19 protein-coding genes are annotated in these 23,497 nt (G+C 64.0%); 8 read left to right on the top strand and 11 right to left on the bottom strand.

Features of this window, described 5'->3' with window-relative positions:
* Window positions 1–10: 10 nt before the first annotated feature.
* Entirely contained in the window at window positions 11–862 is an 852-nt protein-coding gene (dapF, locus tag H9627_RS00095) for a diaminopimelate epimerase (RefSeq protein WP_191732003.1), read from the top strand.
* A gap of 37 nt (window positions 863–899) precedes the next feature.
* Here the strand turns inward: dapF and H9627_RS00090 are convergent, their stop codons facing one another.
* Together H9627_RS00090 and H9627_RS00085 are read right to left on the bottom strand one after the other, a co-directional pair.
* On the bottom strand, window positions 900–1,451 hold the full coding sequence (locus H9627_RS00090; RefSeq protein WP_191732002.1) for a hypothetical protein: 552 nt from the start codon (window positions 1,449–1,451) through the stop codon (window positions 900–902).
* Window positions 1,452–1,589: 138 nt separating this feature from the next.
* Complete coding sequence (locus H9627_RS00085; protein ID WP_191732001.1) at window positions 1,590–2,348, bottom strand: hypothetical protein; 759 nt, start codon at window positions 2,346–2,348, stop codon at window positions 1,590–1,592.
* Between the two features lie 206 nt (window positions 2,349–2,554).
* Between H9627_RS00085 and hflX the strand changes: the two genes are divergently transcribed.
* The 3 genes from hflX to H9627_RS00070 all read left to right on the top strand — a co-directional run bounded on the left by hflX (window position 2,555) and on the right by H9627_RS00070 (window position 6,267).
* Window positions 2,555–4,153: a GTPase HflX gene (gene hflX, locus H9627_RS00080; RefSeq protein WP_191732000.1), complete on the top strand. Its 1,599-nt coding sequence runs from the start codon at window positions 2,555–2,557 to the stop codon at window positions 4,151–4,153.
* 98 nt (window positions 4,154–4,251) lie between these two features.
* A complete protein-coding gene (locus tag H9627_RS00075) occupies window positions 4,252–5,547 on the top strand; it encodes a uracil-xanthine permease family protein (RefSeq protein WP_191731999.1) in 1,296 nt (431 codons plus the stop codon).
* A gap of 195 nt (window positions 5,548–5,742) precedes the next feature.
* Window positions 5,743–6,267 (top strand): hypothetical protein, encoded by a 525-nt coding sequence (locus tag H9627_RS00070; RefSeq protein ID WP_191731998.1) that lies wholly within the window; start codon window positions 5,743–5,745, stop codon window positions 6,265–6,267.
* A gap of 129 nt (window positions 6,268–6,396) precedes the next feature.
* On the opposite strand, the gene H9627_RS00065 is transcribed toward H9627_RS00070, so the two are convergent.
* From H9627_RS00065 to H9627_RS00050, 4 genes are all read right to left on the bottom strand, one after another.
* A complete protein-coding gene (locus H9627_RS00065; protein ID WP_191731997.1) occupies window positions 6,397–6,666 on the bottom strand; it encodes an HPr family phosphocarrier protein in 270 nt (89 codons plus the stop codon).
* Window positions 6,667–6,832: 166 nt separating this feature from the next.
* Complete coding sequence (locus H9627_RS00060) at window positions 6,833–8,905, bottom strand: PTS fructose transporter subunit IIABC (protein ID WP_191731996.1); 2,073 nt, start codon at window positions 8,903–8,905, stop codon at window positions 6,833–6,835.
* Window positions 8,902–9,891 (bottom strand): 1-phosphofructokinase, encoded by a 990-nt coding sequence (locus tag H9627_RS00055; RefSeq protein WP_191731995.1) that lies wholly within the window; start codon window positions 9,889–9,891, stop codon window positions 8,902–8,904. The genes H9627_RS00060 and H9627_RS00055 overlap by 4 nt, the downstream gene beginning before the upstream one ends.
* The gene (locus H9627_RS00050; protein ID WP_191731994.1) at window positions 9,888–10,655 is read right to left on the bottom strand and encodes a DeoR/GlpR family DNA-binding transcription regulator; all 768 of its coding nucleotides are present in this window, start codon (window positions 10,653–10,655) and stop codon (window positions 9,888–9,890) included. The genes H9627_RS00055 and H9627_RS00050 overlap by 4 nt, the downstream gene beginning before the upstream one ends.
* A 351-nt stretch (window positions 10,656–11,006) precedes the next feature.
* Between H9627_RS00050 and ptsP the strand changes: the two genes are divergently transcribed.
* Entirely contained in the window at window positions 11,007–12,701 is a 1,695-nt protein-coding gene (gene ptsP / locus H9627_RS00045; protein WP_404826179.1) for a phosphoenolpyruvate--protein phosphotransferase, read from the top strand.
* A 74-nt stretch (window positions 12,702–12,775) separates the two neighbouring features.
* On the opposite strand, the gene H9627_RS00040 is transcribed toward ptsP, so the two are convergent.
* The 3 genes from H9627_RS00040 to lexA form a co-directional block, all read right to left on the bottom strand.
* A complete protein-coding gene (locus H9627_RS00040; protein WP_191731992.1) occupies window positions 12,776–13,741 on the bottom strand; it encodes a 1-phosphofructokinase in 966 nt (321 codons plus the stop codon).
* Window positions 13,738–14,517: a DeoR/GlpR family DNA-binding transcription regulator gene (locus H9627_RS00035; protein ID WP_191731991.1), complete on the bottom strand. Its 780-nt coding sequence runs from the start codon at window positions 14,515–14,517 to the stop codon at window positions 13,738–13,740. The genes H9627_RS00040 and H9627_RS00035 overlap by 4 nt, the downstream gene beginning before the upstream one ends.
* 303 nt (window positions 14,518–14,820) lie before the next feature.
* Complete coding sequence (lexA, locus tag H9627_RS00030) at window positions 14,821–15,576, bottom strand: transcriptional repressor LexA (RefSeq protein ID WP_191731990.1); 756 nt, start codon at window positions 15,574–15,576, stop codon at window positions 14,821–14,823.
* Window positions 15,577–16,124: 548 nt separating this feature from the next.
* Here lexA and H9627_RS00025 point away from each other — a divergent pair.
* Together H9627_RS00025 and nrdR are read left to right on the top strand one after the other, a co-directional pair.
* Window positions 16,125–16,352, top strand: coding sequence for a hypothetical protein (locus H9627_RS00025; RefSeq protein ID WP_318247732.1), 228 nt, complete (start codon window positions 16,125–16,127; stop codon window positions 16,350–16,352).
* Window positions 16,353–16,444: 92 nt separating this feature from the next.
* Window positions 16,445–16,915: a transcriptional regulator NrdR gene (gene nrdR / locus H9627_RS00020; RefSeq protein WP_191731989.1), complete on the top strand. Its 471-nt coding sequence runs from the start codon at window positions 16,445–16,447 to the stop codon at window positions 16,913–16,915.
* Between the two features lies 1 nt (window position 16,916).
* On the opposite strand, the gene hrpA is transcribed toward nrdR, so the two are convergent.
* Window positions 16,917–20,825: an ATP-dependent RNA helicase HrpA gene (gene hrpA, locus H9627_RS00015; protein ID WP_191731988.1), complete on the bottom strand. Its 3,909-nt coding sequence runs from the start codon at window positions 20,823–20,825 to the stop codon at window positions 16,917–16,919.
* A 169-nt stretch (window positions 20,826–20,994) separates the two neighbouring features.
* On the opposite strand from hrpA, the gene H9627_RS00010 reads away from it, so the two are divergent.
* Complete coding sequence (locus H9627_RS00010) at window positions 20,995–22,191, top strand: DUF2189 domain-containing protein (protein WP_191731987.1); 1,197 nt, start codon at window positions 20,995–20,997, stop codon at window positions 22,189–22,191.
* 121 nt (window positions 22,192–22,312) lie between these two features.
* Here the strand turns inward: H9627_RS00010 and H9627_RS00005 are convergent, their stop codons facing one another.
* Window positions 22,313–23,305, bottom strand: a complete 993-nt coding sequence (locus H9627_RS00005) for a hydrogen peroxide-inducible genes activator (protein WP_191731986.1) — start codon at window positions 23,303–23,305, stop codon at window positions 22,313–22,315.
* Window positions 23,306–23,497 lie beyond the last annotated feature (192 nt).

Raw genomic sequence — 23,497 nt, 5'->3', positions numbered from 1 at the left:
ACTGATCCGGGTGAAAAAAGAGATCGCCTTCGCCAAGGGACACGCCACCGAGAATGACTTCATCATCATCCACGACCCGGATGGCTCGATTGACCTGACTGCCGATGAGGTCACGCGACTGTGCGACCGCCGCGCCGGGCTGGGGGCCGATGGGGTGCTGCGCGTCGTGCGGGCCGGCAAACTCGGCGTGGAGATACCCGGCGTGGACCCTGCGTGGTGGTTCATGGACTACCGCAACGCGGATGGCTCCCTGGCAGAGATGTGCGGCAACGGGGTGCGGGTGTTCGCCCACTGGCTGGCCGCACACCAGCTGGTGGACATACCGGATTTCACCATCGGGACCCGCGCCGGGGCACGGCCGGTGACGGTTGTCTCCGCCGACCGCGATGACGCAGTGGTGCGTGTGGACATGGGACCGGCTGAGATCACCGGGATCTCCACCTGCATGATCGGGGACCGGTCCTTCGCCGGCATGGGCGTGGACCTGGGCAACCCGCACCTGGCCTGCGTGGTGCCGGGCCTGACCCCCGCGGCTCTGGAGATCATGGCGTTGCAGGCACCCGTGTTCGATACCTCCTTCTTCCCGCACGGCGTCAACGTCGAGCTGGTGACGGAACTGGCCGCTGGGCCCGATGGTGCCACCATCCACATGCGTGTCTGGGAACGCGGGGTGGGGGAGACCCGTTCCTGTGGCACCGGAACCGTCGCCGCCACCCGCGCCGCCCTCGCTGATGCCGGGCACGCTGAGGGCACGGTGACGGTGCGGGTACCCGGTGGTGCTGTGGAGGTGGAGATCCTGGGGGACACCTCCACCCTGACCGGCCCGAGCCGGATCGTGGCCACGGGCACGGTGCGGATCTGATGGTGCTGTGTCCGCGGTCCGTCCGTCGTCGGCGGGGTCAGCTCTCGATGTCCCCGTCGGGGCCGTAGTTCGGCCCGATGTGGTGAGCGGCGCGCCGGGCGGCGAGCCAGGTTTCCCGCAGGTCCAGCGCACGGGCGTCGGTGACCTGCAGGATGCCCTCCAGCTGCGGAACCGTCAATTCACCCTGCAGGCGGGCCTCGAGCCGACGGATGAATCTGCGGGCACTGTTGAGGGTGAAGTGGAACCGCTGGATATCCGGGTCGGCGCAATCGGGATCGGCCAGTGCCGGCCTGTGCAGGGTGCGGTCCGCCAGGGCATCCGTTGCAGGGTCGTTGAGGAAGGTCTCCCATTCCTCCTGCACATCCCTGATCTCATCAGCGGACAGCTGGATGGAGGTGATCAGAGAGGAGATCTCCGGGGAGTGGGTCCGCATCTGCCGGATGCTGTAGACCAGGGCGATGATGAGACCGGCCAGCACCAGTCCCGGCAGCTTCAGCCAGATGACCAACACCAGACAGCACAACCCGATGACCACGAATGGCCATCGGGGCATCTGTGACCCCTGTTCATAGGGTGCGAGATCCGGCATGGGTGATATTGGTCCTGAAGGTTGGGGAAGGGGGGCATCGGGGCCGTAGCTGTGGGGCGATATCTCACATCACACTAATGATGATCCGCGGGTTGTGCAGAAACCACCCCGATCGGTGGCGGGTTCACCCCGCCCGGACTAGTGGCCGCCGCAACCGCAAGATCCGGAACCGCAGCCGCCACCATCGCTGCCGCAACCACCGCCGGCCTGGGGGATCACGGAGGCGGCCAGCAGCACCTTGCCCGACACGATGGAATCACGTGCGGGGAGCTCCGGGGCATCCGGAAGGCACAGATCGAAGGCGAAATAACCATCCACGGTGGCGTGGATGAACCGCTGGCCGGTCAATGCGTTGGTGCGGTACTCGGAGGAGAGCACACGTGCGGAGAACTCCGCGGAGGCATCCGGGACGGTGGCACCGCTGCCACTGGCCACCTGCAGGGCACCCTCGGAGGTGAGCATGCCCACCACCTCACCACCGTTGAGCAGGTACTCATCGGCGCTGGCATCCACCTGGACATCCACGCCGAGGGCGGTGACGGCGAGCATCTGCCACCGCTGGACAGGTTCGTCGACAAGCAGGGGGCCCTGCGCGAGATTGGCGGTGACGGTGGTGACATTGTTGCCGAAGGGATCGATGATGTCGATCAGTGCCAGCACATCATTGATCATGCTGACATGACCGTAGGCCACCGTGGAGGAGGAGAAACCGACGTAGGTGGCAAACGGCTCCACCGCCAGGATGTTGATCTGGGCACCGGACTCATCCGAGAACCGGATGAGCTGCCCACCGCGTACCTCACCGGTCACCTCCAGTCGCTGGGAGGCGATGGCCGCCTCCACCGCATCCTGCCAGCGGGCGAAGTCCATGCCGATACTCTTCAGGTCACTAATCATGCGAAACAGTGTATCCCGCGCACCGGGCGTGAGTCACGTTGCGGGCGGATGATCTGTCACCACCACTTTCCCGGGAATATCACCGCTCCCCACGTTGTTCAGGGAGTGGTAGCCCACCCCGGGGTGGATGCGGATGCCGTGTGTTCGCTACCAGCGTTGGGAAAGGTCTGGCCACCCGGGTCAGATACATGGAACAATGGTGAACAATGGATGAAAAGAACAAGATTAACCACGAGGACCTCCTCGCCCAGGCTTTCCACGACCATGTCAAGCGTGAGCCGATTACTGAAACCACCGGTTTCGACCTCTCGGGTCTGATCCCCGCCGAGCCTCCCCGTCGTGGCGCTGACCAACGGCCCACCCAGGACGGTGACGCCCCCTCGGTCGGTGAACTCGACCTCGAGGACCGCGAGGCCATCAGGCGCCGCGAAACCACCATCCACTCCGACGATGCCGCGGACATCTACGAGGTGGAGTATCGAAAGCTCCGCTTGGAACGCGTCATCCTCGTCGGGGTGTGGACCGAAGGCACCACCGCCGAGATCGATGCCAGCCTCGCCGAACTCGCCGCCCTGGCTGATACCGCCGGCGCCGAGGTCATCGAATCGCTCTACCAGAAGCGTGACAAGCCGGACCCCGGCACCTACATCGGCTCGGGTAAGGTCCGTGAACTCAAGGAGATTATCGAGGCCACCGGCGCGGACACCGTGGTCTGTGACGGTGAACTCAGCCCCTCCCAGCTGGTCGCGCTGGAACGTGAACTCAACATCAAGGTCATCGACCGCACGATGCTGGTGTTGGACATCTTCGCCCAGCACGCCAAATCCCGTGAGGGTAAGGCACAGGTGGCGCTGGCCCAGATGGAATACCTCATCACCCGTGTGCGTGGCTGGGGTGGCAGCCTCTCGCGCCAGGCCGGTGGTCGCGCCGGTTCCAACGGTGGTGTGGGCCTGCGTGGTCCAGGTGAGACGAAGATCGAGGCGGACCGCCGTCGACTGCGTTCCGACATGGCGCGTCTGCGCCGTGAACTCTCCGGCATGGACACCGCCCGTGGGGTCAAACGCTCACAGCGTTCGGAATCACTCGTCCCACAGATCGCCATCGCGGGGTACACCAACGCCGGCAAGTCCTCCCTCATCAATGCGATGACGGGCGCCGGTGTGCTCGTCGAGGATGCGCTCTTCGCCACCCTGGACCCCACCACCCGCAAGGCGGAACTCGCCGATGGACGCCACGTTGTCTTCACCGACACCGTCGGGTTCATCCGCCACCTGCCGACCTCACTGGTGGAGGCATTCAAGTCCACCCTGGAGGAGGTCGTGGAAGCTGACCTCATGCTGCACGTGGTGGACGGTTCCGACCCGTTCCCGCTCAAGCAAATCGAGGCGGTCAACAGTGTCATCAGTGACATCATCCGCACCACCGGGGAGACCCCACCCCCGGAGATCATCGTGGTGAACAAGATCGACCAGGCCGACCCGCTCGCCCTGGCCGAACTGCGGCACGCCCTCGATGATGTGGTGTTCGTCTCCGCTTTGACGGGTGAGGGCATCAAGGAGCTGGAGGCACGCATCGAGTTGTTCCTCAACTCCCGTGACACCCGCCTGACGCTGTCCATCCCGTTCACCCGGGGAGATATCGTCTCCCGCATCCACCAGTACGGAACGGTCCTGTCGGAGGACTACTCGGTGGACGGCACACTCATGGATGTGCGCATCCCGGCGCAGCTGGCTGCAGAGTTGAAGAAGTACGCGGTGGACACCGACCGCGGGGATGCCCCACACGATGAAGCCGCAGCGAGTTAAGCCTCTCATCTGAGCCCTCACGGCGGTCGCGCCGGGTCACGATCGCCCAACGATCAGACCTCCCGATTTCCCCGCAGCGCCTGCGTAGCAGATAATGAGTGCTCGTGACTTCAACTTGGGGATGGACCGTCCACGGAGACGGCAGAAAAATTGAACCCGGCGCAGTAGTCGCTCCTCGTGAGCGACTCAGCTGGGGGCGCACCATCGGCATCGGAATGCAGCACGTGGTCGCCATGTTTGGCGCCACCCTGCTGGTTCCCACACTCACCGGATTCCCGGTCAACACCACCCTGCTCTTCTCCGGTCTGGGAACGATCTTCTTCCTGCTGATCACCAGAAACCGCCTTCCCTCCTATCTCGGCAGCTCCTTCGCTTTTATCGCGCCACTGACCGCCACCCAGACACAGGGCATCAGCGTCCAGATCGGTGGTGTGCTGGTTGCGGGCCTCGTCCTCGTCGGTATCGGCTTCCTGGTCAAGGCGGCGGGTCGACGCGTCATTGACGCCGTCATGCCCCCGACCGTCACCGGTGCGATCGTCGCCCTGATCGGCCTGAATCTCGCGCCCACCGCGGCGGCCAACTACCAGGCCCAGCCCCTCGTGGCCACGGTGACCCTGATGGTGATCCTGCTGGCCACCGTGGCGGGCCGGGGGATGGTTGCGCGCCTGGGCATCCTCATCGGTGTCGTGGTCGGCTGGGTGTTTGCGGCCCTGACCGGGAATCTGGCGGATGGCTCCGTCGAGGCGATCCGCTCCGCGGCCTGGGTCGGCCTGCCCGAGTTCCACACCCCGGTGTTCCAGCTCTCGGCGATCCTGGTGACACTGCCGGTGGTCATCGTCCTGGTGGCCGAGAACATCGGGCACGTCAAGGCCGTGTCTGAGATGACCGGTGAGAACCTCGACGACCTGGCCGGCAACGCCCTCATCGCCGATGGTCTGGCCACCACCGTCGCCGGTGGGTTCGGCGGTTCCGGTACTACCACCTACGCGGAGAACATCGGCGTCATGGCCGCCACCCGTGTCTACTCCACCGCGGCCTACTGGGTGGCGGCCTTCACCGCGATCGCCCTGGCGTTCATCCCCAAGTTCGGTGCCCTCATCTTCACCATCCCCGTCGGCGTGCTGGGGGGTGCGACACTGGTGCTCTACGGTCTCATCGGCATGCTGGGTATCCGCATCTGGCAGGACAACAAGGTCAACTTCAACAACCCGGTGAACCTCACCATGGCCGCGGTCGCCCTGGTGGCCGGCATCGGCAACCTCACCCTCACCATCTTCGGCGTGACCCTGGAGGGTATCGCCTGGGGTTCGGTCGGCATCATCGTGCTGTACCCGATCATGAAGCGACTGTATGTCACCGTCGGTGAGGGCAAGGGGGCGAAGTTCAACCACTGACCTGTCCAGCCCTGAGGTTCATCAGGCGAATGCCCTGTTCATGACGGGATCGGGAGGTTTCCGACCCGGGGCGGTTTTGTCTGGCGCCAAAGGGGTGTACTCTACTCTTCCATCACCCGATCGAATGATCTGATCGGCCCCCGCACACCACCGAGGTGGCGGGAACGGCACGAGTTAGCTTAGGAACCGCCAACATTGCTCACTGATACCCGGTTTGAGAAGATTCCCGCCCATGATGTGGTGGGCATCCGAGTGATCATCTCCTCCGATGAGATCACCGATCTCTTTGATCGTGGTTTCTCGGAAATCCGCAAAATGCTCACCATTGAAGGTATTGAACCGGTCGGGCCCGGCCGCGCCTACTACTTCGGTGAGGTCTCCGACACGGTGGACATCCTCGTCGGTTTCCCCGTGTCCCCGGTCCACGCGGAGACCCTGCGCAGAGGTGCACTCAGCCAGTCCGGCGGGGACATCGATGATGTCGCCCTCCACCACTTCCGCGGCATGAAGACCTTCCACAGCCGTCACACCGGAGCCTACGACGGCCTGGAGGAGACCTGGAACCAGGCGTTCACCGACATCGAGGAGTTCGGGTGCAGGATGCCCGCCATCACCGTCGGCTGGGAGGAGTACGTCACCACCCCGTCCTCCCTCCAGAGCCCGGAGACCATGATCACCGATGTCTACGTGCAGGTCTGCCAGGTGCCGGCCCACGTGTAGCGGAACAGCACCGCCTAACTCTTCGCTACGATAAAACTGATCCCGGTCGGAATCCGGACAGCTCTCCATCACTGGTGGGGCTGCTCGGATCCCGACCGGGATCATTGTTGTTGCCGGGGGTGTCCGGTGTTATTCGGCGTCCAGATCCTGCTCGATCATGGCGGCGATCTTCTCCACGGCCTCGGCGTTGTCGGAGGTGACGGTGACCTGATCACCGTTCTCCGCGCCCAGCGCCATGATCATGAGGGAGGAGGAGGCGTCGGTCTCCTCGTCATCGTCGGAACCAACGAGGGTCAGCAGGATCTCCTCATCGAATCCTGCGGCGGCCTCGGCGATGAGCGAGGCGGGGCGTGCATGCAGGCCGACGGAGGAACCAACGGTAACGGTCTTGGAAGCCATGGAAAATCCTTTCTCTGCACCCGGGATACCGGACGGGATCCGACAGTTGAGGTGCGGTTGGTGGCCCCACCCGCTGGGGGTGTGGGGGCCGGTATGTTGTGTTTCAAGTCTAGTGATGCCCGAACAGGGGCGCCACGACCGCCCGGGTAAACCCGGACGGCGGGTATCAGACGGTGGCGGGGGTGGAACCGGCAGTTCCGGCAGTGCCTGTCCTGGCGGCCGCGGCCACGGCCGCCTCGGTGGCCTTGTTCGGCCAGAACTGCTTGAGCGCCACCACCGCGATGGTGGACACCACGGTGCCCGCGGCCAGGGCGATCAGCCAACCCCACCACGGATCAATCGCCCAGACCACGAAGATGCCGCCGTGTGGGGCGCGGGATCCCACGCCCAGGGCCATGGAGATCGCACCGGTGGTGGCACCACCGAGCATCATCGACGGAATCACGCGCAGGGGATCAGCCGCGGCGAACGGGATGGCACCCTCGGAGATGAAGGCGAGTCCGAGCAGCCACGAGGACTTGCCGTTCTCCTGCTCGGCCGGGGTGAACAGGCGGGCGCGCAGGAGGGTGGCCAGGGACATCGCGATCGGCGGCACCATACCCGCGGCCATGACGGTGGCCATGATCTGCATGGAGGCCTCATCGCCGGTGGAGAGTCCGGCGGTGGCGAACAGGTACGCGGCTTTGTTGACCGGGCCACCGAGGTCGAGGCACATCATGAGACCTAGGATGATACCGAGCACCACGGCGGAGGAACCGGACATGGAGCTCAGCCAGTCCTGCAGGGAGATCATGATCCAGGCCAGCGGACGGCCGAGGAGCAGGTACATCACCAGACCGACCACCAGGGAGGTCAGCAGCGGGATGATCACCACCGGCATCAGCGACTGCACCACGCGGGGAACCTTCCAGGAACCGATCCACGCAGCGATCAGACCGGCGAGGATACCGGTGACCAGACCACCGATGAACCCGGCGCCGATGGTCACGGAGATCGCACCGCCGACAAAACCCGGTGCGATGCCAGGGCGACCGGCCAGGGCGTAGGCGGTGTACCCGGACAGTGCGGCGACGATGAAGCCCATCGCCGCCTGGCCGGTGGCGAAGAGCACGGCACCGATGTAGAGCAGGAACCCGGACCGGGCGAAGTCCATCATCTCACCGTCAACTTCGACGGTATTGCCCGGCAGGTTGGTCAGCGAGTGATCGGTGACGATGGCGGACCAGCCGTTGGACATGTCGTAACCGCCGAAGAGGAAACCCAGGGCGAGCAGCAGACCACCGGCGGCCACGAACGGCACCATGTAGGACACACCCGTCATCACCGCCTGTTGGATGCGCTTGCCCCAGCCGAGCTGGGCACCGGTCTCCTCGCCCGGGGACGCGACGGACCTGGTACCGGACACACGGCGGGCATTCGGGTTGCGCGCCGCGGCGATGGCCTCATCGAGCATCACGGCGGGTTCGTTGATGGCACGTTTGACACCGGATTCGATGACCGGTTTCCCGGCGAAACGCTCGCGGTCCTTGACACCGACATCGGTGGCGAAGATGACGGCATCCGCCTGTTCGATGATGGCGGGATCCAGCGGGGTCACCGCTGAGGAACCCTGGGTCTCCACGTGGAAGTCCACATCATCGCGGCTGTCGGCGTTCTGTTTCAGGGCGTCGGCGGCCATGTAGGTGTGGGCGATCCCGGTCGGGCAGGCGGTCACCGCCACGATGCGGGTGGTGCTTGTCGACGCCTCCGTGGCCACCGATTCCCGCACCGGTGCGGTTTCCTTCGGGGCGGGGTTGAGGACGGCGTCGACCAGTTCGACGATCTCCTCCTCGGTCCGGGCGGTGTTGAGCGCGTCGATGAAATCCTTCTTCACCAGGTTCCTGGCGAGTTTGGACAGGATCTTCAGGTGCTCCTTGCCGCCGCCGGCGGGGGCGGCGATGAGGAAGACGATGGTGGCGTCCCCGTCGGGACCGCTGAAATCAACCGGTCGGCTCAGGCGGGCGAACGCCAGGGTGGCGGTCTCCACGGCCTCGGAACGGCAGTGGGGGATGGCCACACCACCGGGGACACCGGTGCCCGATTTCGCCTCCCGCTCCAGGGCATCCGCCGCCAGGGCCTCCGCGGAGCTGGCACGGCCGGCCGATTCGACGACGGAGGCGAGATTATTGATAACCTCGGTGGTGGTGGCACCGAAGTCGACATCCAGCCTCACCAGTGAGGCGTTAATGACGTTATTCATGAGTGGTTTTCCTCAACAACTTTCTTGACCTCGGCACCCTTAGTGGTGATCTGATCGGGACGTGGAATGGTGGTGCCCGGCAGGGCGGCGGCGGTGGAGCCGTAGGCGACCGCCTGGAGGACGGAATCGGGGATGGACAGCCCCCGGGTCCGGGCGAGGACGAAACCGGCCAGGGCGCAGTCACCCGCACCCACGGTGGACACCGCGGTGATCTCCGGGGTGGAGGACACCCAGGCGCCCTCTGCATTGACCAGGACCGCCCCGGCCTCGCCGAGGGTGACCAGCACCTGCTCAATGCCGCGTTCGACCAGCAGCGTCGCGCAGTCAATGATGGGGGCGTAGTCCCCGTTGCGTGCTTTGTTCTCCAGTTCCTGGCCATCGACACCGACCAGCTGACCCAGCTCCCGGCCATTCGGCTTGATCAGGTTCGGGGCGGCACCGGGCTCGTCGAGGTGCCGGCCCAGTTCCTGCAGCGGCGCATCGGAGGTGTCCACCGCCACGCGGGCGGTCGGGCATTTCCGGTGCACCAGCGCCGTCAGGCGCGAGTACCAGTCGAGGGGAGCTCCCGGGGGGAGCGAACCGGCCAGCACGACCCAGGTGACGTCGGGGACGAGGGCGTCGACAAGCGTTCTCTCCAACCGGGTGACGTGCGCCTGGCTGAGGGGGGCTCCCGGCCCGTTGAGTTTGGTGGTCGTGCCGTCCGGTTCCGTGATGGTGCTGTTGGTGCGGACATTGGTGGGGATGAGGACGGTCTCGATGGGGAAACCGACCTCCCGGACCAGGGGGACGAATGGATCGAGGCGTCCCGCGGGGAAGATCGCCACGGTATCCACGCCGGCGAGGAAGACCGCGTGCGCGACGTTGATGCCCTTGCCACCGGCAACGGCGGTGACAGATTCCAGACGTTGTACCTCGCCGCGGGTCAGTTCGCCCCCGAGGGCGAGGGTTGAATCGATACTGGGATTGGGGGTCAGTGTGACAATCAAGGAGTAACCACCTGAATATTGCTAGCGGACGGGAACATGAGCGGGGGTGTAGCGGGATCGGCGTCGGTGACCACCACATCGGCCTCGGAGAGATCGCCGAAGGTGATGCCCCTGGGTTGTCCCAGGGAGGCCGCGGGGAGAATCATCACGGTTAACGAGGAGTTGGTGATCATGGCCCGCCGGGTCGCCCCGGCTGCCGGATCAAGTGCGGTGACACTGTGGGCATCCACCAGACCATCTGGACAGACGAAGGCGATCTCGGCGCGCATGGCCGTGATCATCTCCACGGCTGTCCTGCCGGTGAGGGACTGGCTCACCCGGGACACCCGGCCACCGGTCATGGTGATCCGGGGCAGGCCCGCCCGGGCGAGAATCATGCCGGCGGCCGGGGAGGTGGTGACCACCGTCCACCTGCCATCGCCGTGGATCTCCCCGAGAACAGCGGCGACGGCCAGGGCCACCGGACCGGAGTCCAGGAAGATGCCCCGGGTGTCCGGTTGGATGAAGTCGACGGCCAGCCGGGCGAGGGCGATGACATCGGTGGTGGGGTCGGGCTGGGGGGTTGTGGTGTGGACCCCCTTCCCGGGTGGGATGGCGCCCCCGTGGACCCGCTGGAGCTGGCCACGGTCCTCCAGCACCCGCAGATCACGCCGGATGGTTTCGGAGGTCACCCCGAAGTGCTCGGCGAGCATGCCGACCCCGACCCGGCCCGTGTGCGCCAGGAGCGCGAGGATCTCAGTCTGTCGCCCGCGAACGGAGACCATGCCCACCTCCGGGATTGGATGAGTTGTGCGGAGCTGTTGGGAGAGCAGTAGGGGAACCCCGGTTGTTCATGGGTGTTCCCGTTGGGGGACCAGGTCACCCAACCCGCGGCGTCGGCTGTTGTCATGTGACCGGAGGTGTTTCCGGACACTGGCGCCCACCGATGCCAAACATAAACGGATATGCAATGTGTTACAGATCTCATTAATTGAAGAAGTGTGACGCATTAACTGTTAATTTATGTTGGTACATGTTTGTTTGTCAATATGGGCGTGTTGGATTTGTTGCGAAATTGTGGATTTTATGGTGATCTTGAGAGAAAGAGATGTCTACCGTGAGGGCAGGTGGTTAACGTGGCCGATGTGAGTCATGACACTTCATTCAAGGGCACCGGTGTGGTCGGGGGAATCCGATATGCCAGTGCTGTGTGGATCACTCCACGACCAGCGCTGCCCACCGCCGGGGCGGAAATCCCGGAGGATAACCGGGAGAATGAGCAGAACCGTTTCACCGTGGCGGCGGACACTATCTCGTCCCGTCTGCTCACGCGGTCCGAATCCGCGACCGGGGCGGCCTCCGAGGTGCTGAAGGCCACCGCCGGCATGGTCGATGACCGTGGGTGGCGCAGGGCCGTGGCCAAGAACGTCAAGGCCGGTCACCCGGCCGAGTATGCCGTGGTCCTGGCCACGGATAAGTTCATCGCGATGTTCGAGAAGGCCGGGGGGATCATCGCGGAGCGCACCACGGACCTGCGTGATATCCGGGACCGCGTCATCGCCGAGCTGCGCGGGGAGTCCGAGCCCGGCCTGCCCGCCGTGGATGGTCAGGTGATCCTGTTCGCCGAGGATCTCTCCCCGGCGGACACCGCCGCGCTGGACACCGATCTCTTCGTCGGACTGGTCACTGAACTCGGTGGACCCACCAGCCACACCGCCATCATCGCCCGCCAGCTCAACGTCCCCTGCATCGTGGCCACCGGCACCGGCATCAACCGGATCAGCTCCGGAACGAAGGTGCTTATCGACGGTTCCCTGGGCACCGTCCTGGTCGACCCCGATGAGGACACAGCCCTGGCGCAGGTGGAGGAGTCCCGCGCACTGGCTGCAAAGATCGCACAGTGGACGGGGCCCGCGCAGACCCGCGACGGCCACCGCGTCCAGCTGCTGGCCAATGTCCAGGATGGCGCCACCGCCCGGACCGCCTCCACCACCGCGGCCGAGGGAATCGGTCTCTTCCGCACAGAACTGTGTTTCCTGTCCTCCACCGAGGAGCCATCGGTGGAGGAACAAGCGGATATCTATGCCCGGGTCCTGGAGGCATTCCCCGAGTCCAAGGTGGTTGTCCGCACCCTGGATGCAGGTTCTGACAAGCCGGTTCCCTTTACCTCCATGCCGGAGGAGATGAACCCCTCCCTCGGTGTCCGCGGTCTGCGCATCGCCTTTGACAATGAGGGTCTGCTCACCCGCCAGCTCGACGCGATCGCGCGTGCCGCCACGGAGTTGGGCCGGGATGACACGGCCCCCACCTGGGTGATGGCACCGATGGTCGCCACGGTCGGGGAGGCGAAGTGGTTCGCCCGGCTGTGCCGTGAACGCGGGTTGATCCCGGGTGCGATGATCGAGGTCCCGGCCGCGGCCCTGATGGCGGACAAGATCATGCCCCACCTGGACTTCGTCTCCATCGGCACCAACGATCTCACCCAGTACGCGATGGCTGCCGACCGCATGGCCCCCGGGTTGGCCTCCCTGACCGATCCGTGGCAACCCGCGGTCCTGCGTCTGATCAAGATGACCTGTGATGAGGGCCAGCGCCAGAATGTGCCCGTGGGTATCTGTGGTGAGGCCGCGGCCGACCCACTGCTGGCAGTGGTGCTCACCGGCCTGGGTGTGAACTCCCTGTCGGCCGCGTCCACCGCACTCGCCGGGGTGGGGGCTCAGCTGGCAGAGGTTGACCTCGCCACCTGCCGACAGGCTGCGGAGGCGGCCCTCGATGCGGAGGACTCACAGCAGGCCCGCGATGTGGTGCGGGCGGTCATCGCCGCAGGTTAGAAGGAATTGATCCCGGCACCCCTTGGGGGCCGGGATCAACTATGTACTGCAGGTTTCGTGATGTTTGGTGGTGCCTAGGGCTGCCGGACCGTGGCTACCTCGCCGGGGCTGACACGATCAGGGGTGGGGATGAAGTTGTCCCATTCACTGCCCGGTGCGTTGGCATAGGCCATGGCGTAGGACAGCCGTTCCTCGGGGGTGCGTTCCTGCTTGGCCGCCGACAGGAAACCCGCCACGAAGGATTCCCTCCAGGACACCCCCTGCTTACCCGGGGTGCCCGTGAAGGTGGAGACATAGACCTCATCACCGGTGATGTGGATGGCTTCGCCCCGGTTGACCATGACGAGCAGTTCAGAGATGCCCTTGTTGATCAACCCGCGTGCGACATCCACCACCGTGGCGATGTCACCGTTGCCCCACGCAGTCCTGAGTTCACCCGGTTCCTTGCCACAGCTGATCTCCAGGTCCTCACCCGTGAGCACCAGCAGGTGGGGTTGGGAGGCGGCCAGTTGTCGGACCACCGCCCGCAGCGGAGCCCCGGTGGTGGAGATGGCCACCCTGACCTGCGGGTGGTACAGGGTCAGTGATCTGACCACATCGACGAACCAGGCCGCCGGAGCGATTGAGGGGAGTTCACCCCCGAGGAGCACCCAGGCCGCGTCCTCGGCCTTCCTGACGACCAGATCCCGCAGCATCGCCAGCTGCGAGACATCCAGGGGCATGGGTGCGTTCTTGAACTCGGTTTCCGCACCCTCCTGATCGCGCATGGTCAAATGCATCGGGATGGGGCCGGCGACCGGGATGATCTCATGGGGGAGACCGGACATCTTCACCAGACGCAGGTAATGGGAGATCTCCGGGGCGGGGAAGATGCTGAGCGTTTCCATGCCACCGAGGAACAGTGTGTTGGCCACCCCAGCGCCGAATCCACCGGCCACGGTTGATGCCTGCGACATGTCGTTGATCCCCCCGATCTCGATGGGGCGGGAGAGATCATTGGTGCTCAGCAGGTAGGGGCTGGCCGTGACGGTGAGGATCATTCCGCGATCACCACCTCGACATCGCGCTCGCGCAATTGCTGCACGAAGGATTCCGGTGCGCCGGAGTCGGTGACCACCACGTCGATATCATCGACGGAGCCGAAACTGACCAGGTAATCCGTGCCCATCTTCGTGGAATCACAGAGCACCACCACCTTGTGGGCATTAGTGATCATCGCCGATTTCATCGCCGCCTCCTGGGAGTCCGCGGTGGACAGTCCGTGATCCAGGGTGAGGGCGTTGGTGCCGATGAACACCACATCAGCCCGCATCAGCGCCAGTGTCCTCAGGGCGGTGTCGCCGACCACCGCCTGGGTGATCGCGCGCACGCTGCCTCCCAGCAGCTGAACCTCGTCGAGGCCCGCATTGGCCAGACTGAGCGCGATGGGCAGGCAGTTGGTGACAATCGACCACTGCTTGGCGTTGGGGTGCTCCGCAATCAGGTCTGCCAGCGCGGTGACGGTGGTTCCGGCATCAAGGAACATGCCACCGTTGGCCGGGGGCAGAAACTGCATGGCGGCCTTCGCGATGGAGTACTTGGCTGATGAGGCGGACCGGAAGCGGGTGTCCAGGCTCAATTCAGTTGTCTGGAAGGACTGGGTGGCGACCGCGCCACCGTGCACACGGTGGACGATGCCCTCCCTGTCCAACACCGCGAGATCCCTGCGGATGGTCTCGGCCGTCACGTCGAACCGCCCCGCCAGCTCAGTGACATTTACCCGGCCTTCAACCGCCGTCAGTGAGGCGATTTGACGACGTCGTTCCTCTGCGTACATGCCACTCCTTAAAGCAAAAAGACATTTTAAAATATATGCCCGTTATTGTTTTCCATTATCGCACTATCCAACACCCGAATCCCATGAAAAGTTACCGCCCCGGGGTGGGAAGCAGGGAAAATCTCACTAGATCGGGCAGGAGTAATGCTGAAAACAGTCCAAGACCACGCCAAACCCACAATAAAACCACTATCGGGTCTGAATGCCCGACTTTCCCTGGCCACCCCCGAATGTGGTCAGGACGGCAAGAACCCCGTTCGCGACAACAGGGGTCGGGCGAACGGGGTGGTCCGTTGGTGGGGGTTAAAGCTTGCGCATCACCGAGACGACCTTGCCCATGATCTCCGCATTCTCCGCGGGGATCGGGGCGAAGGAATCATTGTGGGGCAGCAGCCAGATGCCGGATGCATCCTTGTGGAACTCCTTGACGGTTGCCTCGCCCTCGATCATGGCGGCGACGAATTCACCCTGTTCCGCGACCGGCTGGGACCGCACCACAACCCAGTCACCGTCGAGGATGCCGGCGTCCCGCATGGACTCGCCGACCACCTGCAGCATGTAGAGTTCCCCGTCGCCGACGATCTCGGCGGGCAGGGGGTAGTACTCCTCGATGTTCTGCTCAGCCAGGATGGGGTTGCCGGCAGCGATCTTGCCCACCACGGGGATGAATGAGGTGCTGCTGGCGAGCTCCGGTTGCGGGGAGCCACCTGCGGCGGATCGGGCCTTCGCCTTCGGGCCGGCCTTGATGCGGTTGTCGGTGTCCGGCAGATGCCTGACATCGACCGCACGGGGCTTGTTCGGATCCCTGCGGAGAAAACCCTTCTTCTCCAGTTCCTTCAGCTGGTAGGCCACGGACGAGGTGGACTGCAGACCAGCCGCGTCACCGATCTCCCGGATGCTCGGTGGATATCCCCGGAGCACGACCGCATCCCGGATGACTTCGAGAATCCTGCGCTGACGGTCGGAGAGGCTGGCGGGATCGGGTTTACCGTTGGGCAGCATCGTCACCGTGCGGCTGCCCCGACTGCCTCGGGCCTTGGGAGTCTTCTCGGTGGCCATGGGGTAAGGGTCCTTCCAGTTGGTTGTAGACGGTGTCCGGGTGGTTTCGACCATCAGTCCGAACCTGGGATGCAGCCGGGTCGACGGATAGGTGGTGCGAAGCGGGGGACTGTTCGAACCGTTTTTACGGGTTCTGTTGCCTCAACCATACATGCTCTCCTGGGGAAATGGTACGGGTGTTCGACTTTTTCGGGCTGGTTGTAGACATCATTCTTCCTGGGTGCTATAAATCAGAAAGAGGACTTAGTCGAACATGTGAACGAAAACGATGTTCGATTGTGGCGGGTCGGCTTTGTAAAATGTGTGCAGGTGAAAGGGGCAGGGTCATGGCGATTTCCATAACAGCAGGTCACAATGGTCGAGATGGAGAAGTTCGAGGGGGTGTGGTGGTGCCGCCTGCAGCTGTGTGGGGAGGTGGCCGGGCACAGATCTTCCAGTCGAATCCAGTACATGTTCGAACGCTTAAGGATTCGAATAGGGCGATTCACCTCCGGGGATTGCAGGGTCATCCAGCGCCGGGAATCCATTCGAACACCCCGGTACGCTCCGTGCGAGAGACACACGCGGCAGATTTTGCGCTCGAGGCGGACCACCATCTGGCGCGTTCGATTAGTGACAACCTCAAACAATGGGCGGGCGGGGCCTTTTTCGGACTGGTGATCTTCGCCGGGATCCTTCTGTCCCAAACCGGGCAGGAGGAATCCCTGCCCACCTACAGCGAAACCCAGATGGTGGGGCTCGATATTGAACCCCACACCCTGGGCGGGCAACGGTGAGGGTGGGGAACGGCTGGCCCGGTGACCTAGACTGACTGTAAGCGTCTTTCTCCACCGGAGTGAGGAAGATGCGGAGGGAAGGAAAACACCGCATGTACTGCCCGTTTTGTCAGCACGGTCATTCCAGGGTCATTGACTCCCGCGTCATCGAGGCGGGGAGCGCGATCCGTCGCCGGCGGGAATGCAGTCAGTGCCAGGGACGGTTCACCACCATTGAGAAGGCCGTGCTGCTGGTGCTCAAGCGCAACGGGGTGACCGAACCATTCAGCAGGGAGAAGGTGGTCACCGGTGTGCGGCGGGCCTGCCAGGGGCGGGATGTCTCCGATGACTCCCTCAAACGCCTCGCCCAGCAGGTGGAGGAAACAGTCCGCAGCAGTGGCAGCTCCCAGGTTCGCGCCAACGATATCGGCCTGGCCATCCTTGATCCCCTCCGCGAGCTGGATGAGGTGGCCTACCTCCGTTTCGCCTCGGTATACAAGTCATTTGAGAGCGCCGACGACTTCGAGAAGGAGATCCGGTTGATGCGGAGGCAGGGCAGGGACAGCCAGACCCAACCGGGCTAGATCAGCGCAGTTTGTCGACCATCTTCCGCACCCGCTGAGCTGACACCGGTTTGGGGGTGCCCAGGCGCTGGGCGAACAGACTGACCCGCAGCTCCTGAATCTGCCACCGGATGTCCTTGACCTCGCGGGTGTTACGGCGATTGGCCGGCAACTTGGCCAGGCGATCATCCAGATACTTCTCCACCTCCTGGATCTCATCCTGCCGGTCGGCATCCCGGTCCGGATCCCGGTTCATCTCCTCCAGACGGATGGTCATGGCATGGAGATAACGGGGGAGGTGACGCAGGCGCTGGGCCCCGTGGATACTGATCGCCTGCGCGGGCAGGAGGAACTCCAGTTGGGCGGTCATGTCATCGATCGCCGGTCCCGTCCACCCCTCAAGCTCCGAAGCGATGTGGGCAAAGCGCACCAGGGCGGGGGCCAACTCGACGATGGTCCGGCGCACCTCACCCGCCACGGCGGGTTTGACCGCGGCCAGCAGCTTCTCAAAATCCTCCGGGGTGCGCACAGCTCCGCCGTGGGTGAACATGAGATCACGGATGGTCGCGACGCGGGCGTCGGCGACCAGACCCTCGGAACCACCGTGGGGATAGTTGTCCACGGCAACCCTCTGCTGCAGGGGCAGACCCTTGAGCATCTGTTTGGGATTGACCTCGATCTCCCGCATCAACAGGGTGAGGGTGGAGGTGATCATCGAGGCGTCGGCGGCAGCGCGGGTGGGGAACACCCTGACAGACACACCCGTCGGGGTCACCACCAGTGCGGGGAAGGCCGTGACCTTCTGGCCGTCCACGGTGGTCTCGATCTCCTCGTCGATCGTGCCCAGGGTCTCCCGGGTCCAGGAGGCAACCTCATCCTGCTCCGAGGTACGCGCCACGCGGGACACGGATGCCCGGATCTGGGAGGACCGCCTGTCCTTCAGTGCGTTCAGGTCCTTGTCCCGGTCGATGATCTTTCCCCGTTTGTCCACCGCGGCGTAGGTGATCCGCAGGTGGTCGGGGAGCCTCTCCGGGGAGAAGTCCGAGGCGTTGATTCCACTGCCACCGAGGGACCGCAGGGCATCCGCCAGCTGGAAGGTCAGCGGGGATGCGTAGGGGTGCAGCAGTGGTAGCGCACGACGGGCGAATTCCGGGGCGGGGACAACGGTGCGTCGTAAAGCTTTGGGCAGGGTGCGGATGAGCTCGGTGACCAGGTCGAGACGGACGCCGGGGACGAGCCAGTCGAAGCCCTCGTCATCCAAGCCGCCGAGAACCGGCACGGGAAGGAGGACGGTGACACCATCGTCGCGGTGTCCCGGCTCGAAGTGGTAGCTCAGATCGAAGATCAGGCCGTTCTTGTGCCACTTGTCGGGGAAGGCCTCCTCCGGGATGGCTTCCGCATCCGCGTTGACCAGCTTGTCCGGATCGAAATCCAGCAGGTCCGGTTCTGTCCGGGATGTCTTCTTCCACCAGGAATCGAAATGCCGGGAGGTGGTGATGGTGTCCGGCAGACGGGAATCATAGAAATCAAAGAGGGTGTCCTCATCGACGATGATGTCACGGCGCCGGGCCTTAGCCTCCAGCTCGGCGATATTCTCCAGCTTGGCCGCGTTGTCATGGAAGAACCGGTGATGGGTGGTCCACTCGCCCTCGACGAGGGCATGACGAATGAACATGTCGCGGGCAGCCGCCGGGTCCACCCGGTGATAGGGCACCACCTTGTCGGCGATGATCGTGACGCCGTAGAGCGTGGACTTCTGGTGCGCCATCGCAGCACCCCGCTTGGTGGACCAGTGCGGTTCGGAGTACTGGTGTTTCATCAGGGAGCCGGCGATCTTCTCCACCCAGTCGGGCTCGATCTTCGCCACATCGCGGGCCCACAGGCGTGAGGTCTCCACCAGTTGTCCCGCCATGACGAACTGGGGTGGTTTCTTCGACAGGGGCGACCCGGGGAAGATCATGAACTTCGTGCCACGGGAACCGGTGAACTCCCGGCTGTCACCGTCACGGGCACCGATCTGGGACAGCAGACCGGACAGGAGTGACTGGTGGATGATGTCGGAGCTGGCGGTGCTGGCCACATTCTCCTTGGCTGACCACCCCAGCTGCTGGCCGACCTGCTCCAGCTGGCGGACCAGATCCCACCACTCGCGGATACGCATGTAGTGGAGGAATTCCTTCTTCATCTGCTTGCGGAATGCGTTGCCACTGGTGTTATCGCGTTGGTCGCTGATGTACTCCCACAGTTTCAGGTAGCTGAGGAAATCACTGGTGATCTCCTTGAACCGTGCGTGGGCCTGATCCGCCTGGGCCTGGAACTCCAGGGGGCGTTCCCGGACATCCTGGATGGTCATGGCGGCCACGATGATCATGACCGGGTGCAGCGCCCCGAGCCTGTTGGCCTCGACCAGCATGCGGGCCATGCGCGGATCAACCGGGATCTGTGCCAGGTCCCTACCGACCGGGGTGAGCTGCGGTGAGCCGTCCTCCGCGGCATCCTCGGCGAGTGCACCGAGTTCGTGGAGCAGCAGCAGACCATCACGGACCGCGCGCTGTTCGGGGGCCTGGACGAAGGGGAAATCGCTGATATCACCCAGGCGCAGCGACGCCATCCGCAGGATGACACTGGCCAGGTTGGTGCGGATGATCTCCGGGTCGGTGAATTCCGGACGGGACTGGAAATCCTCCTCCGAATACAGTCGGATGGCGATGCCGTCGGCGACACGACCACAACGACCCGACCGCTGGTTCGCGCTGGCCTGCGAGATCGGTTCGATGGGCAGGCGCTGCACCTTGGTGCGCACGGAATAACGCGAGATACGGGCCGTGCCGGTGTCCACGACATAGTGGATGCCCGGGACAGTCAGTGACGTCTCCGCGATGTTGGTGGACAGCACGATACGACGGCCTGAATGGGGGCGGAACACACGGTGCTGTTCCTCATTGGACAGCCGCCCGAACAGGGGAGTGACCTCCACGCCCTTCCATTTACGTCCCTCGATGACCTCCATCGCATCGCGGATGTCGCGTTCGCCGGGGAAGAAACAGAGGATATCCCCCGAGCCTTCCAGCATGAGTTCCTCGATGGCATCACACAGACCATCGAGCGGGTCGATGTCGATGACCTTGTCGCCCTGTACCACCTCGAGCGGGCGGTAACGGACCTCCACGGGGAAGGTACGTCCCGACACCTCGATGATCGGGGCGGGCTTGCCGTCGGCATCGGCGAAGTGGGTGGCAAAACGCTCCGGATCGATCGTCGCGGAGGTGATGATCACCTTGAGATCGGGGCGTTTCGGCAGCAGCTGCCGCAGGTATCCCAGCAGGAAATCGATGTTGAGGGAACGCTCATGTGCCTCATCGATGATGATCGTGTCATAGGCATTAAGGAAACGGTCGCGCTGCATCTCCGCCAGCAGGATACCGTCCGTCATGAGTTTGACCGCGGTGGAGGGGGACACGCGGTCATCAAAACGGATGGCATAACCGACGGTCTCACTGATGCTCTGCCCCAGCTCATCGGCGATGCGCTCGGCGACGGTGCGTGCTGCTAGTCGACGCGGCTGTGTGTGGCCGATCAGACCCCTGCGCCCGCGTCCCAGCTCGAGACAGATCTTCGGGATCTGGGTGGTTTTACCCGAACCGGTCTCACCGGCGATGATGACCACCTGGTTCTCCCTGATCGCCTCGGCAATGTCCTCCCGGCGCGCACTGACGGGCAGTGACTGCGGGTAGGTGATCTCAGGAACGAGGGCGGCGCGGGCATCGACCCGCTGGCGGGCCTTGTCGATATCCGTCCGGATGGCTGTCAGTGCCCGGGGGGACCGGGCCTTCTGGAGCCGGCGACGGAAAGACCGTTCATCGGTGAGCGAAACCCCGTCGAGGAGTTCATAAAGTTCAGCTCGCGTGGGAGCGTTCTCAGGTGTAGTCATGGCTAGCTGGTCATTCTACTTGCTCCCCGCTGCTCATTCGAGTTCGGCTGCGAGTACCCTGAAATCAGAATGCGTCGTACGCCACGGTTGCCCCGACCCCCGGTGAGCGAACCTGGGCGGCCCCGGGGTGAGCCTGGCGACAGTCGAGGAAGAGGAGAGATGGACAACCATGACCCGCGATGACAACACACCGGGCCAGGGCCCGGAATCAGATCCGGAGTTCGGGGACAACCAGAACAATCACGGTGCTTCTGATCCAGCCGGCAGTGGTGAACAGACACCCTCTCATGATCCTGACGGCTACCAGCACGGTGAGGGACACAACCGCGGTGATGGCGATGTTCCCAAGCGCTACCACCGCACCAGCCACCCGGAGGATGCCCCGGGCGGGTTCAATCCCGGATATGGCGCTGGCTATCCCCAGGGCGGCTACCCGCAGGGTGGTGGGGATGCCGGGGGACCGGCGTATTCCGGTTACGAACCCTATCCGGGTGGTGGTTACCAGGGCTACAGCCCTCGTGATGATGCCTACACCGGTTACGGTCAGGGAACGTTCGGGCAGTACACCGGGCAGGATGAGGGTGGCACCCCACTGGAGACCACCAACGGTCAGGTGAATATCATGCGTGCCGTGCGGTTCGGGTTCAAGGCGGTCTTTGCCAACCCGGCGGTTTGGATCCTGGGCACCGTCCTGGTGGGCCTGTTGTTCATCCTCCTGTCCACGCTCCTGGGCTTCCTGATGTTCGCCATCGACCCGGATGCCGCGATGAGCAACGACCCGCTGTCACCGGCCAATGTCATTCTCAACCTGGTGACATCAGTAATCATCTGGGCGATCGCCATCTGCGTGATCCGGGGCGCGCTCATCGAGACCGACGGGCGGCGCGCCAGGATTCCGGAGTTTTTCCGACCCATCAATGTGGGGCAGACGGCCCTTCTGCTGTTCATCATGACGGTGGTGGGGCTGGTGGTCAGCACCGCCATCCAGGGTGATGCTGTGGAGGCGCTGAGCTTTGATGAAGGAACAGGGGAGTTCGCCGTGGAAAGCGCGGTGTTCACCCGCCTACTCGCATTGCTCGTGATCTCCGGTCTGCTCGGCCCGTTGTACAGCTACTGGATCTACTACACCTCCGACGGCCGGGAGACCGCGGTCGGCGCTGTCACCCACGGTGTGGCGGATGCGGCTCGCAACTACCCCAAGCTGCTGCTCTACAGCATCCTGTCCACGGTGGTCATCATGATCGCCGTGCCACTGACGCTGCTGCTCGGTCTGGTCATCTTCATGCCGGTCAGTGTGCTCATCTCCGCCCACCTGTATCGACAGATGAGTGGTGGGCGGGTGCCGGTGGAACACCGCGCCAGGTAATAACCGTAACCGCCAGGTAACGACCCCCAGAGCCGACAACGCTCCCTCCCTTGTGTCCTGATCACCGATCAGGGCGACAGTACAAGGAAGGGGGCGTTGGGGTATCCGGGCCGCGGTCACCCTACACGGGCAGCGGAATGATCGGATCGTTGTCCTTGAGTTGGATACCGGTGTCCTGGGCGTTTTTCAGAGCCTCGTCGAAGGCGCGCTGCAGGATCTGGGCGAACTGTTCGAATTCCTCCGCACGGGAGGAGGAGGAGCGGTACACCAGCCCGATGCGACGGTTGGCCACCACATCGGGGCCGAAGTTGGCGGTGGCGAGACCGTCGCGGGTGCATTCCCACGGCACGGCACTGACCGGGACCAGGGTGGAACCCATGCCGGCGACCACCAGTTGCATGACCGTGGTCAGGCTGGAGGCACGGGTGACTGCGGTGGTGGAGCTGATGGGGTTGACATCCACGCGTCGGCAGAGATCGATGATCTGATCGTGGAGACAGTGGCCGTCGTCAAGCAGGAGCAGTTCCAGCTCATCGAGCGCGGTCAGCTGGAGGTCCTGGCGTCCGGCCATATCGTGGTCCCCGGGGACGACGACCACGAAGTCCTCATCATAGAGGGGGATCTCCATCATGCCCGGGGTCTCGGAGGGCAGCGCCATGACAGCAACATCGATCGCGCCGTCCCGCAGCAGGGACAGCAGGTGCTTGGTCTGGTCCTCGACGATGTGCGGCTCCAGATCCGGGAACTCGGCGTCCACGATGGACAGCAGTGAGGGGAGGATATAGGGGGCCACGGTCGGGATGATACCGACGGTCAGGGGGCCGGTGAGGGAACCGTTGGCTCCGCGTGCGTGAGCTAGGAAGGACTCGGCGGCATCCAGGGTGGATTTGGCGTAGGGGAGGAGTCTCTCGCCGGCGGGGGTGACGATGACCTTGCGCGTGGAGCGTTCAATCAGCTGCACCCCGAGACCGGTCTCCAGGGCGACGAGAGCCTGGGACAGTGACGGTTGGGAAATGGACAGTTTCGATGCAGCGGTACCGAAGTGTTTGCACTCCGCGATCGTCGCGAATGTACGCAGCTGCGCTAATGTGGGCCGGTACTCCTTATTGCTCATGCCTATAACCATAACCGGAAATGCCATAGAAGGGTAATGAAAAATATCGTTTACGTGGCCGTTATCCTCGGTAAATAGGTAAAACCGCTGAATATCCTGCGGATATGTCAACAACCTCCACCGGCGGGTGGAAATCAGCCCGGGGTCAACCCACCCCCGGGGGGGGGGGGGGGGGGGGGGGGGGGGGGGGGG

It is taken from the genome of Corynebacterium gallinarum (genome assembly GCF_014837045.1).
Taxonomy (GTDB): domain Bacteria; phylum Actinomycetota; class Actinomycetes; order Mycobacteriales; family Mycobacteriaceae; genus Corynebacterium; species Corynebacterium gallinarum.
Note: the sequence above shows the minus strand (reverse complement) of the source record. Positions and strands in the feature narration are given on the sequence as shown.

Bases quoted from the DNA above. Each gene is read 5' to 3' on its own strand.
- H9627_RS00090 (WP_191732002.1), bottom strand. From the start codon at position 1,451: ATGCCGGATCTCGCACCCTATGAACAGGGGTCACAGATGCCCCGATGG.
- H9627_RS00085 (WP_191732001.1), bottom strand. From the start codon at position 2,348: ATGATTAGTGACCTGAAGAGTATCGGCATGGACTTCGCCCGCTGGCAG.
- hflX (WP_191732000.1), top strand. From the start codon at position 2,555: ATGGATGAAAAGAACAAGATTAACCACGAGGACCTCCTCGCCCAGGCT.
- H9627_RS00065 (WP_191731997.1), bottom strand. From the start codon at position 6,666: ATGGCTTCCAAGACCGTTACCGTTGGTTCCTCCGTCGGCCTGCATGCA.
- H9627_RS00060 (WP_191731996.1), bottom strand. From the start codon at position 8,905: ATGAATAACGTCATTAACGCCTCACTGGTGAGGCTGGATGTCGACTTC.
- H9627_RS00050 (WP_191731994.1), bottom strand. From the start codon at position 10,655: ATGGTCTCCGTTCGCGGGCGACAGACTGAGATCCTCGCGCTCCTGGCG.
- H9627_RS00040 (WP_191731992.1), bottom strand. From the start codon at position 13,741: ATGATCCTCACCGTCACGGCCAGCCCCTACCTGCTGAGCACCAATGAT.
- H9627_RS00035 (WP_191731991.1), bottom strand. From the start codon at position 14,517: ATGTACGCAGAGGAACGACGTCGTCAAATCGCCTCACTGACGGCGGTT.
- lexA (WP_191731990.1), bottom strand. From the start codon at position 15,576: ATGGCCACCGAGAAGACTCCCAAGGCCCGAGGCAGTCGGGGCAGCCGC.
- nrdR (WP_191731989.1), top strand. From the start codon at position 16,445: ATGTACTGCCCGTTTTGTCAGCACGGTCATTCCAGGGTCATTGACTCC.
- hrpA (WP_191731988.1), bottom strand. From the start codon at position 20,825: ATGACTACACCTGAGAACGCTCCCACGCGAGCTGAACTTTATGAACTC.
- H9627_RS00010 (WP_191731987.1), top strand. From the start codon at position 20,995: ATGACCCGCGATGACAACACACCGGGCCAGGGCCCGGAATCAGATCCG.
- H9627_RS00005 (WP_191731986.1), bottom strand. From the start codon at position 23,305: ATGAGCAATAAGGAGTACCGGCCCACATTAGCGCAGCTGCGTACATTC.